The 13,244-nt window shown below is 38.2% G+C and carries 14 protein-coding genes; 12 read left to right on the top strand and 2 right to left on the bottom strand.

The window, feature by feature from the left end:
- Positions 1-43 precede the first annotated feature (43 nt).
- Positions 44-1,624, bottom strand: a complete 1,581-nt coding sequence (locus OZP13_RS03055; protein ID WP_281298616.1) for an NADP-dependent glyceraldehyde-3-phosphate dehydrogenase — start codon at positions 1,622-1,624, stop codon at positions 44-46.
- Positions 1,625-1,693: 69 nt separating this feature from the next.
- A complete protein-coding gene (locus tag OZP13_RS03050) occupies positions 1,694-1,999 on the bottom strand; it encodes a rhodanese-like domain-containing protein (protein ID WP_269242268.1) in 306 nt (101 codons plus the stop codon).
- A gap of 439 nt (positions 2,000-2,438) precedes the next feature.
- Between OZP13_RS03050 and OZP13_RS03045 the strand changes: the two genes are divergently transcribed.
- From OZP13_RS03045 to trpA, 12 genes are all read left to right on the top strand, one after another.
- Positions 2,439-2,897 (top strand): MarR family winged helix-turn-helix transcriptional regulator, encoded by a 459-nt coding sequence (locus OZP13_RS03045; protein WP_269242265.1) that lies wholly within the window; start codon positions 2,439-2,441, stop codon positions 2,895-2,897.
- 14 nt (positions 2,898-2,911) lie between these two features.
- On the top strand, positions 2,912-3,544 hold the full coding sequence (locus OZP13_RS03040; protein WP_269242264.1) for an NAD(P)H-dependent oxidoreductase: 633 nt from the start codon (positions 2,912-2,914) through the stop codon (positions 3,542-3,544).
- A 28-nt stretch (positions 3,545-3,572) separates the two neighbouring features.
- Positions 3,573-4,139 carry a YceI family protein gene (locus OZP13_RS03035; protein ID WP_281298615.1) on the top strand — a complete coding sequence of 189 codons (567 nt, stop codon included), beginning with the start codon at positions 3,573-3,575 and terminating at the stop codon, positions 4,137-4,139.
- 245 nt (positions 4,140-4,384) lie between these two features.
- Positions 4,385-5,662: a hypothetical protein gene (locus tag OZP13_RS03030; RefSeq protein WP_281298614.1), complete on the top strand. Its 1,278-nt coding sequence runs from the start codon at positions 4,385-4,387 to the stop codon at positions 5,660-5,662.
- Positions 5,663-5,990: 328 nt separating this feature from the next.
- A complete protein-coding gene (locus OZP13_RS03025) occupies positions 5,991-7,391 on the top strand; it encodes an anthranilate synthase component I family protein (RefSeq protein WP_281298613.1) in 1,401 nt (466 codons plus the stop codon).
- A gap of 66 nt (positions 7,392-7,457) precedes the next feature.
- Complete coding sequence (locus tag OZP13_RS03020; RefSeq protein WP_269242263.1) at positions 7,458-8,024, top strand: anthranilate synthase component II; 567 nt, start codon at positions 7,458-7,460, stop codon at positions 8,022-8,024.
- 64 nt (positions 8,025-8,088) lie between these two features.
- Positions 8,089-9,081, top strand: a complete 993-nt coding sequence (trpD, locus tag OZP13_RS03015) for an anthranilate phosphoribosyltransferase (RefSeq protein WP_281298612.1) — start codon at positions 8,089-8,091, stop codon at positions 9,079-9,081.
- A 5-nt stretch (positions 9,082-9,086) separates the two neighbouring features.
- The gene (trpC, locus tag OZP13_RS03010; protein WP_281298611.1) at positions 9,087-9,890 is read left to right on the top strand and encodes an indole-3-glycerol phosphate synthase TrpC; all 804 of its coding nucleotides are present in this window, start codon (positions 9,087-9,089) and stop codon (positions 9,888-9,890) included.
- Between the two features lie 38 nt (positions 9,891-9,928).
- Entirely contained in the window at positions 9,929-10,621 is a 693-nt protein-coding gene (locus tag OZP13_RS03005) for a phosphoribosylanthranilate isomerase (protein WP_489886159.1), read from the top strand.
- Positions 10,622-10,623: 2 nt separating this feature from the next.
- Positions 10,624-11,805: a tryptophan synthase subunit beta gene (trpB, locus tag OZP13_RS03000; protein WP_281298610.1), complete on the top strand. Its 1,182-nt coding sequence runs from the start codon at positions 10,624-10,626 to the stop codon at positions 11,803-11,805.
- 107 nt (positions 11,806-11,912) lie between these two features.
- Complete coding sequence (locus OZP13_RS02995; protein WP_269242260.1) at positions 11,913-12,233, top strand: gamma-glutamylcyclotransferase family protein; 321 nt, start codon at positions 11,913-11,915, stop codon at positions 12,231-12,233.
- A gap of 138 nt (positions 12,234-12,371) precedes the next feature.
- Positions 12,372-13,133: a tryptophan synthase subunit alpha gene (gene trpA / locus OZP13_RS02990; RefSeq protein WP_281298609.1), complete on the top strand. Its 762-nt coding sequence runs from the start codon at positions 12,372-12,374 to the stop codon at positions 13,131-13,133.
- The last annotated feature ends 111 nt before the right edge of the window (positions 13,134-13,244 follow it).

Here is a 13,244-nt window from a genome sequence, read left to right as displayed (position 1 = left end):
TGAAATAAAATTTCACAAAATCTAAACTTATGCCGAACTCCAGTTACAAAATATAATCCGTGTTGATGAAATTCGATTCTTTGCTATTCAACAATTCCTGCAAAATGGCATTGTTGTATTCGTTGTCTTTGGATGCCACAAAAGTTCTAATCGAGAAAGAACGCAAGGCATCAAAAATACTCAATGTTCCCACAGCCGAATCTTTTCGACCCGTGAAAGGATACAAATCCGGACCTCTTTGACAAGAACTATTCAAGTTTACCCTGCAAACCAAGTTCACCAAAGTATCAATAAGCGGTGCGATAGTCTTGATATCTTTTCCAAACAAACTCACTTGTTGTCCGTAATTGGACTCGGCCATATCATTCAACGGCTCTTGTATGTCCTTGAAAGTCAAGATTGGCACAACTGGACCAAATTGCTCTTCGTGATACACTCTCATCTCCTTGTTTATTGGAAACAAAACTGCCGGAAAGATATAATTATCAGAAAGCTCTCCCCCTTTTGCATTGATGACTTTTGCTCCTTTGCCGGTCGCATCATCAATTAATTCCTGTATGTAAGCTGGTTTTTCTTTCTCCGGCAAGGGAGTTAGCATTACTGATTTATCCCAAGGATTTCCAAAAACAAGTTGATCCACTTTGGCAGCAAATCGTTTGTTGAATTCCGCTGCAATCGATTCGTGGACATATAAAATCTTCAAGGCCGTACAACGTTGACCATTAAATGACAATGTTCCCGCAATACATTCCTGGATAGCCAAATCCAAATCGGCATCTGGTAAAATAATCGCTGGATTTTTGGCTTCCAATCCTAAAACCAAACGCAATCTATTCTTGTTTGGATGCTGGTCTTGCAAGGCAATAGCCGATTTACTGTTGCCAATCAAAGCCAATATATCAACTTTTCCAGATTTCATTATTGGCGAAGCCACTTCACGACCACGACCATATATTACATTGATTGCACCTTTTGGGAAACTGTTTTTAAAGGCTTCCAACAAAGGAGAAATCAATAAAACACCGTGTTTTGCAGGTTTAAAAATCACGGGATTCCCCATTATCAATGCAGGAATCAGCAACGAAAAAGTTTCATTCAAAGGATAATTATAAGGTCCCAAACACAAAACAACTCCAAGTGGGCCACGACGAATCATTGCATTGACTCCTTGACTTTTGGTGAAATGAGCACTATTTCGATCCAATTGTTTGTAATGTTCGATGGTATCATATATATATTCTACCGTTCTGTCAAATTCTTTTTCAGAATCACCCAATGATTTCCCAATTTCCCACATCAAAAGCTTGACTACTTCAGTTCGAGTAGTTTTCATTTGCACAACAAATTCATCCATGCACTTGATGCGATCGGCCACTTTCATGGTAGGCCACAATCCTTGTCCATTATTATAAGCCGCTGAAGCTGATTCTAGTACTTCCAATGCTTCTTTTTCGCCCATAAAAGGAATAGTTCCCAGCAAAGTTGGCTCGTATTTTTCAGTCGAAGAAATAGTGGAATAAACTGGTGTTGTTTCGCCTGTCCATTTTTTTAATTCACCATTAACCAAATAAGTGTCTTGATTAAGTAAGTTGTTAATTTGAAATTCTTGTGGTATTGTATTCATTATATATATGTTGTGCTTTCCTTTTAAAGCGTGAATAAAAAATGAAGATTTTACTTCATATAAATTGGGCTAGACTACTTCTCCATCCCATTCTAAAAAACCGCCTAGTAAATTATAGGTGTTTTCAAAACCGAGCTCGTTCATAACCTCGCAAGCTTTGGCACTTCGGGCTCCAGAACGACAATACACATAATAATTTTTTGATTTGTCCAAGTCTTCCAACTTGTCCATAAAAGCCTGACCTTCATAAATATCAATGTTTATGGCATTCGGAATCATGCCTTCATCGCACTCGGCTTCCGTTCTTACATCCAGTATTACGGCATTATCGTCGGCTTCAAATTGAGAAACCCAATCTTCTTGTGTTAAATTCATAAGTATTGTTTTTTGTAAAATTACGATGTTTTTGAGTAAAATGAATAAACTCAATTGTTAATTAGATAAAATTTCAAAGAAAACGTTTTCGAATAAGCGTAAAACAAGCCTGATTACGAATTTATCAAACAAACTGTAAAAAAAACACTTTTAAACAGATTCTAAATACAATTAAACGACTTATATTGATAATTATTCCAATTTCACACACCCATAATTTCATACAAAAATATCCTTTATATGTGTGAATCACCCCCAAATTAATTCAAATCAGCTCTTTTTCCTTGAACATTAATGAGTATTCTTTATAAAAAGAGCATTCAATAGTTATCCCAAGATTAAACCCAAAACATTTTTTTAACAAAAAAATAACGCAACATTTGTATATACAATTAAAAAATATGATACATTTGTACAAACAAATAACATACATACAAATATGAAAATTGAAGATGTTATAAAATCAACCGTACTGATGGAAGATTCCAAAAAAATTATTCTGAATATCATGTACACGCAAAATATTCTTGCGGAGAAGTTTAATGAAATTTTGAAGCCTTACGACATATCGGGAGAACAATATAATGTGCTCAGAATATTGAGAGGACAAAAAGGCAATCCCGCAAACATGTGCGTGATTCAAGAACGAATGTTGGCCAAAACAAGCAATACCACCAGATTAGTGGATAAATTATTGTTGAAAGAACTGGTAACCCGGGAAGTTTGCCCAGAAAACAGGCGTAAAATAGAGGTTTCGATTACTCAAAAAGGATTAGAAATTTTGAAAGAGCTCGATCCAAAAGTAACGCAACACGAAGAGTCTTTTTCGAAAAACTTGAATGAAGACGAAATAATTACACTAATCGAATTGTTGGAAAAATATAGAAATCAAAATTAAACACAAAACATACTATGAGTACTTTTTTAGACCATCAAAACTGGAGATACGCCACCAAAAAATTCGACTCCACAAAAAAAATCTCGACTGAAGATTTAAATACCTTGAAAGAAGCCATCCGCTTGAGTTCTTCTTCTTATGGATTGCAACTTTACAAAGTTTTTATCGTTGAAAATCCTGAATTACGAGCCAAAATTCAACCGGCAGCCTGGGGTCAATCCCAAATCGTGGACGCATCGCACCTTCTTGTTTTTGCAAATCAAACTACCGTAACTGACGAAGACATCGACGGTTATTTGAAAAATGTGGCAACAACCAGGAACATACCAGAAACAGCATTATCAGGATATGGCGATTTTATGAAAGGTGGAATTGGCGCTAAATCGGATGATGAAAAAGCAAATTGGACTTCAAAACAAACCTATTTGGCTCTCGCTAATTTATTGAATGCTGCTGCTGAATTAAAAATTGACGTCACTCCAATGGAAGGTTTTGTTCCTGCTCAAGTAAACGAAATATTAGGTTTCAACGAATTGGGATTGAATGCCTCATTGATAGCTCCTATCGGATACAGAAGCGAAGAAGACGCAACACAACACCAGAAAAAAGTTAGAAAATCAAACGAAGAATTATTTATCACACTTTAATTATTAAACCAAAAACAAATTTAACATTATGAAAAATTTAAAATCAATTGCATTAGCATTAGTAGTAGTTTTATCTACAGCAGCAGTATCTGCGCAAACAAAAAACATCAACACCACGGCAAGTACTATCGAATGGGTAGGAAAAAAAGTGACTGGACAGCACAATGGAACGGTTAACTTCAAAGACGGAGCTTTAGTTTTTAAAGCAAAAAAATTAAAAGGAGGAGTTTTCACGGTTGACATGTCTTCATTGACGGCTACTGACCTTTCTGGCGAATACCAAGGAAAATTAAACGGTCACTTGAAAGCAGACGACTTTTTTGGAACCGATAAATTCCCGACTGCCAAATTAGTTTTCAAAAAAATTGGAACAAAATCAGCCAATGTGTACAACGTAACTGCTGATTTAACCATCAAAGGAATCACTAAACCAGTTACTTTTGTCTTGACTGTAAACGGAAATACTGCCACTACGGCTTTCAATGTGGATCGTACGAAATACGACATCAAATACAACTCTAAATCTTTCTTCGAAAGCATTGGAGACAAAGCCATCTATGACGAATTCGAATTGAAAGTAGCCTTGAAATTCTAATTGAAAGCACCTAAATAATAACTGCAAACCCTGACAAGAAATTGTCGGGGTTTCTTTTTGGCACAAAACACCCAGTTAAAATCCCTTGTACAAACAAGGTCTTTTATAATGAACCACCAGCAAATGATTGATACTCTTTAAAAACTTTTGGCTTTATTCATAACCCAATGGTCACAAACAGATAACATACAGCAAATACATTTTCCTCTTTCTAATGGTAATTTTGAAAAAACTAAATCATCATTATGAAAAAAATATTTTTTGCCCCAATAATTTTTTTAATAACAATTACACCCATAAATGCCCAACAAACTAAAGGAATTACGGGCGAAAACAATTGGCTCAACTCCTGGACAAATTTCAAACCTGCCACGACAGAATACGACGAAGCCAATCAAATATTGACTGGAAACATAGAATCTGATATTAAACTCACAAAAAACAACACCTATCAATTAATTGGGACGGTCTACGTAACCAATAATGCCGTTTTGACAATAGAACCAGGAACCGTCATACGCGGAGATAAAGAAACTTGCGGTACGCTCGTGATTACCAGAGGTTCAAAAATCATGGCCGAGGGCTTGGCGACGGATCCCATTGTTTTTACTTCCAATAATAATGTTTCAGAAAGAAGACCTGGTGACTGGGGAGGAATTGTTGTTCTCGGAGAAGCTCCCATAAACAAAATCGGGGGAATCAGCTACCTCGATTTCAATTTTGATTCAACTCTTGGTCATTATGGTGGTCAAAATCCAAACAGCAATTCGGGCATATTGAAATACGTGCGGATTGAATATTCCGGCAGAAAAATTAATGCCCTCAAAGAACTCAATGGATTATCGCTTGCCGGTGTTGGAAAAAGCACTAAACTGGACTACATCCAAATTAGTTTTTCAAACGACGATTCCTTTGAATGTTATGGCGGCGAGGTCAACTTCAATAATCTAATATCCTTTCGCGCAACCGACGACGATTTTGATTTTACCCAAGGTGCCCAATGTGCTATATCAAACAGTTTAGCCATTCGAAATCCCTATTCTTCGGATATTTCAGGCTCAAGATGTTTCGAAATTGACTCTTATGACAAAATAGAGAATGCAGATCCAAATAAAAAATCAACCAAAATAATGGCCAATAACATCACGCTGCTAAATACGGAAGACAACAATCAAGGATTGGTCAGGGAAGCCGTTTACATCAAGGAAAAAAGCTGTTTCAGTTTAAGCAACAGCATTATTGACGGCTTTACCACTTGTATTTTGCTGGAGAATAAAATAGGGAGCATACCAACAAATCTTGCCAAAATAAACATCCAGAATTTGCAAATCAACCAATGCAATGGAGTTGTTCAAAGCGAAACCGACACAAACAACCCCGAATTGGTAAACTGGTACAACAGCGACACCTTTTCATTGGAATTTTCAAAATTGAAGAATGTCGAATTATTCATGCGTCCCGACTTCAAGAAAACACCCGACTTTAGAGCCCGAAACAACGGCGTGCTGGCAAGCAACAATTAATTTAACAAAATTAGAAAAAATAGTATTTTTTATTTAAACTGTTTGGATAATCAAATTTGATTTATATATTTGTGGAATGAAAACGATTTTAAAAAATACTTGGTGGTGGAACAATTTACGTCAATCGTCGTGAACAAAGCACCTGTAGTATAAACTATAAATATAAAAGGCTTGTCATCACGACAAGCCTTTTTTTTGTTCCCCACCCCAACCCTTCCCGAAGGGGAGGGAGACGAGATCAAAAATTAGTAACTAAAAAAAATATTAATTAAAACCCTATTTACCCCAATAGGCACTCCCCTCCTTCGGAGGGGCTGGGGGAGGAAATATGAAAACATTTATTTTAAATACAAATTACAAGCAAATCCTTGCCGACACGATTACTCCCGTAAGCGTGTATTTCAAAATTCGCGACAAATATCCAAACAGTCTGCTTTTGGAAAGTAGCGATTATCACGGCAACGACAACAGTTTTTCCTATATCTGTTGCAACCCGATTGCTTCCATAAAAATCGAAAACGAAACCATTTTCAAAACCTTTCCCGACGGAAGTTCTGAAACTATTTCAATAGACAAAAACATTGATATTCCGCAAGTAATCCAGGAATTTTCAGGACAGTTCCAATCCGAGAAAAACGATTTCAAATTCATCAACAACGGATTGTTTGGTTACATATCTTATGATGCCGTACGTTATTTCGAAAAAGTGACCATCGCCAAAAAAGACGAGGAAACCACCATTCCAGATGTATATTATGCGGTGTACCAAAACATCATTGCCATCAATCATTTCAAAAACGAAGCTTATATTTTCTGTCACAGCGTGGACGGAAAAAACAACATTTCGGAAATCGAACAATTGTTGCAATCCCGAAATATTGCCTCTTATAAATTTACCCGTGAAGGCGAAGGAAAATCCAACTTAACAGACGAAGAATTCAAACACAACGTTGCTTTAGCCAAAAAACATTGTCATAGAGGCGATGTGTTCCAATTGGTGTTGTCTAGAAGATTTACCCAAGGTTTCAAAGGCGATGAATTCAATGTGTACAGAGCCTTGAGAAGCATCAACCCTTCCCCTTACCTATTCTTTTTTGATTATGGCGATTTCAAGATATTCGGCTCTTCACCCGAAGCCCAAATCATTGTCAAAAACCGCAAAGCCGAAATTCATCCAATAGCTGGAACTTTCAGACGAACTGGAGACGATGAAAAAGATGCAGTTTTAGCCAAAAATCTATCCGAAGACAAAAAAGAAAACAGCGAACACGTGATGTTGGTCGATTTAGCTCGAAACGATTTAAGCCGTCACGGACACGGTGTGCAAGTGGAGAAATACAGAGAAGTTCAGTTTTTCTCCCACGTAATTCATTTAGTTTCCAAAGTGACGGGACATTTACACGAAAAAGCCACCACGATGCAAGTCGTTGCCGACACATTCCCGGCAGGAACTTTAAGCGGAGCACCAAAACACAGAGCAATGCAATTGATAGAAGATTACGAAAAAACAAATCGTAATTTTTACGGAGGTGCTATTGGTTTTATGGATTTTGAAGGCAACTTCAATCACGCCATCATGATTCGAACGTTCCTGAGCAAAAACCACCAATTGCATTCACAAGCCGGTGCTGGAATTGTGGCAGATTCAAATGAAGAGAGCGAAATGCAAGAGGTTTACAATAAATTATTGGCGCTGAACAAAGCGTTGGATTTGGCAGAGACAATATAAAAAAGTAATCAGTGTTCAGTGTTCAGTCACAACAGCAAGAACCTGAAGTTTTAAATAAAAAACAAAATGAAAAAAATACTAGTCATAGACAATTACGATAGCTTCACGTACAACTTGGTGCATTATCTGGAAGATTTAGATTGCGAAGTTACCGTTTACAGAAACGATGAATTTGATATCGACGAAATCTCGCATTTCGACAAAATATTACTTTCTCCGGGACCTGGAATTCCAGATGAAGCTGGTTTATTAAAAACGGTGATTGCCAAATACGCTCCAACGAAAAGTATTCTAGGAGTTTGCTTGGGTCAACAAGCCATCGGAGAAGTTTTTGGAGGAACACTTTCGAATTTAGATAAAGTATATCACGGCGTTTCTTCAATGGTAAAAACATCGGTTAACGATGAACTTTTATTCGAAGGCTTGGGAAATGAATTCGAAGTGGGACGCTACCATTCTTGGGTTGTCGATGCCGATTTACCTGATGTTCTGGAAGCTACTTCTTTCGACGAAAACGGGCAAGTAATGTCTTTGCGTCATAAAACGTTTGATGTTCGTGGTGTACAATTTCATCCTGAAAGTGTGTTGACACCAAACGGAAAGAAGATTTTGGAGAATTGGTTAAAATCGTAGAGACGTTCCACTGCAACGTCTCTACTGCAACGTCTCTACGCTGATAATAAAAAACAAAAACAATATGAAAACCATATTAAACAGACTGATCAATCACGAAATACTTTCCAAGGAAGAGGCCAAAAATGTATTGGTAAACATTTCCAACGGAAGTTACAATCCAAGCCAAATTGCTTCCTTTCTTACCGTTTATATGATGAGAAGCATCAGTATTGATGAACTTTCGGGCTTTCGCGAAGCCTTGTTGGATTTGTGTGTTCGGGTAGATTTATCCGCCTACAACACCATCGATTTATGCGGAACCGGTGGCGATGGCAAAGATACTTTCAATATCTCGACTTTGGCATCATTTGTGGCTGCTGGAGCAGGAATCAAAGTGGCGAAACACGGTAATTACGGTGTTTCATCCATTTCGGGTTCGAGTAATGTAATGGAAAAATTGGGCGTAAAATTCAGTAACGATAATGCTTTTCTGGAAAAGTGCATCGACCAAGCCGGTATTTGTATTTTGCACGCACCATTATTTCATCCAGCAATGAAAAACGTGGGACCAATTCGAAAAGAATTAGGAGCCAGAACCTTTTTTAATATGTTGGGACCAATGATAAACCCATCATTTCCTAAAAATCAATCAGTGGGTGTTTTCAACTTGGAACTGGCTAGAATGTACGGATATTTATACCAAAACACGGATATAAATTTCACTATTTTGCATTCATTGGAAGGATATGACGAAGTTTCGCTAACTTGTCCAACCAAATTTATTTCCAATACCAAAGAAGGTGTTCTAAATCCTGCTGATTTTGGCGTTCGACAATTGTTGCAAAGCGAAATCGAAGGCGGAAAAACCATCGAGGAATCGGCCGAAATGTTCATGAACATCATTTCTGGTCAAGGAAACGAAGCCCAAAACAACGTGGTTTGTGCCAATGCCGCAATGGCCATTGCAACGGTGAATGGAACTTCGCCTTTGGAAAGTTTTCAATTGGCAAAAGAAAGCCTGCTTTCTGGAAAAGCACTTTTGGCTTTGAATAAATTACAAGAATTAAGTAGATAAAACACATGAATATTTTAGATAGAATCATAGTTGACAAAAAAAGAGAAGTCATTCTCAAGAAATCCATCATTCCAGTTTCCCAATTGGAAGCTTCGGTTTTCTTTGGAAAAAAGACCATTTCTTTAAGCCAAAATTTAAAAAACAGCAACTCTGGAATCATCGCCGAACACAAACGCCGTTCGCCTTCCAAAGCCGAAATCAATTACAGTTTCACGGTCGAAGAAGTGGTAAAAGGATATGAAAGTGCCGGCGCTTGCGGAATTTCGGTTTTAACGGATGGCAAGTATTTTGGCGGTTCATTGGACGATTTACTTTTGGCCAGAGCTTCGGTAAACATTCCGTTATTGCGAAAAGAATTCATCGTGGACGAATACCAAATATTGGAAGCCAAAGCCCACGGAGCCGATTTGATTTTGCTAATTGCAGCGGTTTTGACAAGAGAAGAAATAAAATCATTATCAGAATTTGCCAAAGGTTTGGGATTGGAAGTGTTGTTGGAAGTACACAATTTGGAAGAATTGGAAAAATCCATAATGCCGACTTTGAACATGATTGGCGTGAACAACCGAAACCTGAAAACTTTCGAAGTGAGTCTGGATTTCAGCAAGCAATTGGCCAACCAAATCCCGAATGATTTCGTGAAAGTCTCCGAAAGCGGGATTTCATCCATCGAAGCCATCAACGAACTAAAACCTTATGGTTACAAAGGATTCTTGATTGGAGAAAACTTCATGAAAACAGACAATGCTGGAAAAGCAGCAACGGAATTTATTAAGCAATTAAATAAAGACACGAATTTCACAAATTAACACGAATTAATTTTTTGAAATCTGTGTTCAAACTTAAAATGAAAAAACAAATAGACCATCAAGATACTTCGGCTCCCTCCCCTTCGGGGAGGGCTGGGGTGGGGATTAAAATCTGCGGAATGAAATACCCCGAAAACATGCTCGAAGTAGGCGCACTCCTACCCGATTATATGGGCTTTATATTCTGGGAAAAATCGGCACGGTATTTTGACGGCATCATTCCCGAGTTGCCGAAATCAATCAAGAAAGTGGGAGTTTTTGTCAACGCCTCTTTGGAGGAAATTCTGGATAAAATTACAAAACACGATTTACAAGCCGTTCAACTTCACGGAGATGAATCGGTAGCGTTTTGCGAAAATTTAAAAAAAAATGCACCAAAAGCGATAGAAGTCATAAAAGTATTTTCAATTTTAGATACCTTTGACTTCGCAGCATTAAAACCATTCGAAAAGATGTGTGATTATTTTCTTTTTGATACCAAAGGAAAATTGCCCGGCGGAAACGGTACCACTTTCGATTGGAAAGTATTGGAAAATTATCCATCAACCAAACCTTTTTTCCTAAGTGGAGGAATCGGATTAGAAGAAATGGAGGCTGTTAATGAAATTTTGAAAACCAATTTACCCGTTTATGCCATTGACGTAAACAGTAAATTTGAAATAGAACCTGGATTAAAAAATATAAATCTTGTAAAGACAATTTTCGAATTGTCACAAAACATAAATAAATAAAAATGTCATACAACGTTAACGAAAAAGGCTATTACGGAGAATTTGGAGGAGCTTACATCCCCGAAATGTTATATCCAAATGTAGAGGAATTACGCCAAAAATATCTTGAAATCACAGCCCAACCCGATTTCAAAAAAGAATTCGACCAGCTGCTAAAAGATTATGTGGGTCGTCCGAGTCCTTTGTATTTTGCCAAAAGACTTTCAGAAAAATACAACACCAAAGTCTATCTCAAAAGAGAAGATTTAAACCATACAGGAGCACACAAAATCAACAACACTGTTGGACAAATATTGGTTGCTCAAAAACTAGGTAAAAAACGTATCATTGCCGAAACTGGAGCAGGACAACACGGAGTGGCAACAGCTACGGTTTGTGCCTTGATGGGATTGGAATGTATTGTTTATATGGGCGAAATCGACATCGAACGCCAAGCACCCAACGTGGCGCGTATGAAAATGTTGGGAGCCGAAGTTCGACCTGCACTTTCGGGTTCACGTACCTTGAAAGACGCCACCAACGAAGCCATCCGCGACTGGATTAATAATCCGGTTGATACGCATTATATCATTGGCTCTGCCATTGGCCCACATCCTTATCCTGATATGGTGACTCGTTTCCAGAGCATCATTTCCGAAGAAATAAAATGGCAATTACAGGAAAAAGAAGGACGTGAAAACCCTGATTATGTTGTAGCTTGCATCGGTGGAGGAAGTAATGCCGCAGGAACTTTTTACCATTTCCTAGACGAAGAAAAAGTAGGTATCATCGCCGTCGAAGCAGCTGGAAAAGGAGTGAATTCTGGACACAGTGCCGCCACGAGCAAACTCGGAAAAGTAGGTGTGATTCACGGTTGCAAAACCCTTTTGATGCAAACTCCCGATGGTCAAATTACCGAGCCTTATTCGATTTCGGCTGGACTCGATTACCCAGGTGTTGGACCAATGCACGCACACTTGGCTCAAACCGGACGTGCGGAGTTTTTCTCCGTAACCGATGATGATGCGATGCAATCCGGTCTTGAATTAAGCAAGCTCGAGGGCATCATTCCCGCCATCGAATCCTCGCACGCTTTGTCAGTCCTAAAAGAAAGAAAATTTAAACCAACCGATGTCGTGGTCATCAGCCTTTCGGGTCGTGGCGACAAAGATTTGAGTACTTATATAGATTATTTTAAATTATAATTGGGCGTTTTCGCTTTTTTCAATTGCCACGGGTTTAAACCCGTGGCAATTGAAAAAAGTCCACTAAAGCAAAACACAACAGGAGTCATTATTAATACCAGTAAAAAATGGAAAATTTATTTGCTTACGGAACATTAAAAGACAAAGAGATTCAAGAAAGAGTTTTTGGACGCGTGCTGAAAGGAACTCCCGACAAATTGATAGGCTATGCCGTAAAGGGAATCCCTATCGAAGAAGAATTTGGAATCATCCAATATCCCATCATCGCCGAAACCCAAAACCCGGAGGACAGCATCGACGGAATCTGCTACCAACTCAGCGAACGAGACCTGGAACTGGCCGACAAATACGAAGGAATGCATTACAAACGCATCCAAGTGCAATTGCATTCCAGCGAAACGGTTTGGGTTTATAGTGCTGCGCTATAATGAAATAAAAGCACAAATTTAAACAAACAAAAATCTGTGAAAATCTTTGAAATCCGTGGCAAAAAAAACCGACGCTTAGGTTCGAAAAAATAAACTATAAGAAATAAGAGCAGATTCAGAATCTGAAAAAATAAAAAAATGAACAGAATAAACCAAAAATTACAAGAAGACAAAAAAATACTTTCCATCTATTTTTCGGCGGGTTATCCCAGTTTGAATGATACTGTACAAATCATCCAAGACTTGGAAAAAAACGGTGTCGACATGATCGAAATCGGACTGCCGTTCAGCGATCCCTTGGCCGATGGCCCAACAATTCAAGCGAGTTCGACCCAAGCTTTGCACAACGGTATGACCACTCAGGTTTTGTTTGACCAACTGGCAGCTATTCGAAAAACGGTATCAATTCCGTTGGTAATTATGGGTTATTTCAACCCGATGTTGCAATATGGTGTTGAAGCTTTTTGCCAGAAATGTGCCGAAATCGGCATCGACGGCCTAATCATTCCAGACCTTCCCGTTGATGTATATGCCGACGAATACAAAGCCACTTTCGACAAATACGGACTCAAAAACATCTTCCTGATTACGCCACAAACCTCGGACGAGCGCATTCGTTTTATCGACAGCGTTTCGGATGGCTTTATTTACATGGTAAGTTCGGCAAGTGTTACGGGTTCACAATCCGGTTTTGGAAGCACACAGGAAGCTTATTTCAAACGCATCGCCGACATGAACCTGAAAAATCCACAAATCATCGGTTTTGGAATTAGTAATCAGGAAACTTTCAATCAAGCCACGCAATTTGCCAAAGGCGCGATTATAGGAAGTGCTTTTATCACGCACTTAAAAGAAAATGGTTCTGGAAAAATCGGGGAGTTTGTAAAAGGGATTCGATAAGTAGTTTCATAAATTTTTAAACCGCAAATTCGCAAATTATTAAGCATTGAAGGCTTGGTATAATTTGCGAATTTGCGGTTTATTTTTTAAGATTATTTTTATATATTTGGA

This window comes from Flavobacterium limnophilum (genome assembly GCF_027111315.2).
Classification (GTDB): Bacteria; Bacteroidota; Bacteroidia; order Flavobacteriales; family Flavobacteriaceae; genus Flavobacterium; species Flavobacterium limnophilum.
This window is presented reverse-complemented; position numbering and strand designations above follow the sequence as displayed.

Bases quoted from the DNA above. Each gene is read 5' to 3' on its own strand.
- OZP13_RS03055 (WP_281298616.1), bottom strand. From the start codon at position 1,624: ATGAATACAATACCACAAGAATTTCAAATTAACAACTTACTTAATCAA.
- OZP13_RS03050 (WP_269242268.1), bottom strand. From the start codon at position 1,999: ATGAATTTAACACAAGAAGATTGGGTTTCTCAATTTGAAGCCGACGAT.
- OZP13_RS03045 (WP_269242265.1), top strand. From the start codon at position 2,439: ATGAAAATTGAAGATGTTATAAAATCAACCGTACTGATGGAAGATTCC.
- OZP13_RS03040 (WP_269242264.1), top strand. From the start codon at position 2,912: ATGAGTACTTTTTTAGACCATCAAAACTGGAGATACGCCACCAAAAAA.
- OZP13_RS03035 (WP_281298615.1), top strand. From the start codon at position 3,573: ATGAAAAATTTAAAATCAATTGCATTAGCATTAGTAGTAGTTTTATCT.
- OZP13_RS03030 (WP_281298614.1), top strand. From the start codon at position 4,385: ATGAAAAAAATATTTTTTGCCCCAATAATTTTTTTAATAACAATTACA.
- OZP13_RS03025 (WP_281298613.1), top strand. From the start codon at position 5,991: ATGAAAACATTTATTTTAAATACAAATTACAAGCAAATCCTTGCCGAC.
- OZP13_RS03020 (WP_269242263.1), top strand. From the start codon at position 7,458: ATGAAAAAAATACTAGTCATAGACAATTACGATAGCTTCACGTACAAC.
- trpD (WP_281298612.1), top strand. From the start codon at position 8,089: ATGAAAACCATATTAAACAGACTGATCAATCACGAAATACTTTCCAAG.
- trpC (WP_281298611.1), top strand. From the start codon at position 9,087: ATGAATATTTTAGATAGAATCATAGTTGACAAAAAAAGAGAAGTCATT.
- OZP13_RS03005 (WP_489886159.1), top strand. From the start codon at position 9,929: ATGAAAAAACAAATAGACCATCAAGATACTTCGGCTCCCTCCCCTTCG.
- trpB (WP_281298610.1), top strand. From the start codon at position 10,624: ATGTCATACAACGTTAACGAAAAAGGCTATTACGGAGAATTTGGAGGA.
- OZP13_RS02995 (WP_269242260.1), top strand. From the start codon at position 11,913: ATGGAAAATTTATTTGCTTACGGAACATTAAAAGACAAAGAGATTCAA.
- trpA (WP_281298609.1), top strand. From the start codon at position 12,372: ATGAACAGAATAAACCAAAAATTACAAGAAGACAAAAAAATACTTTCC.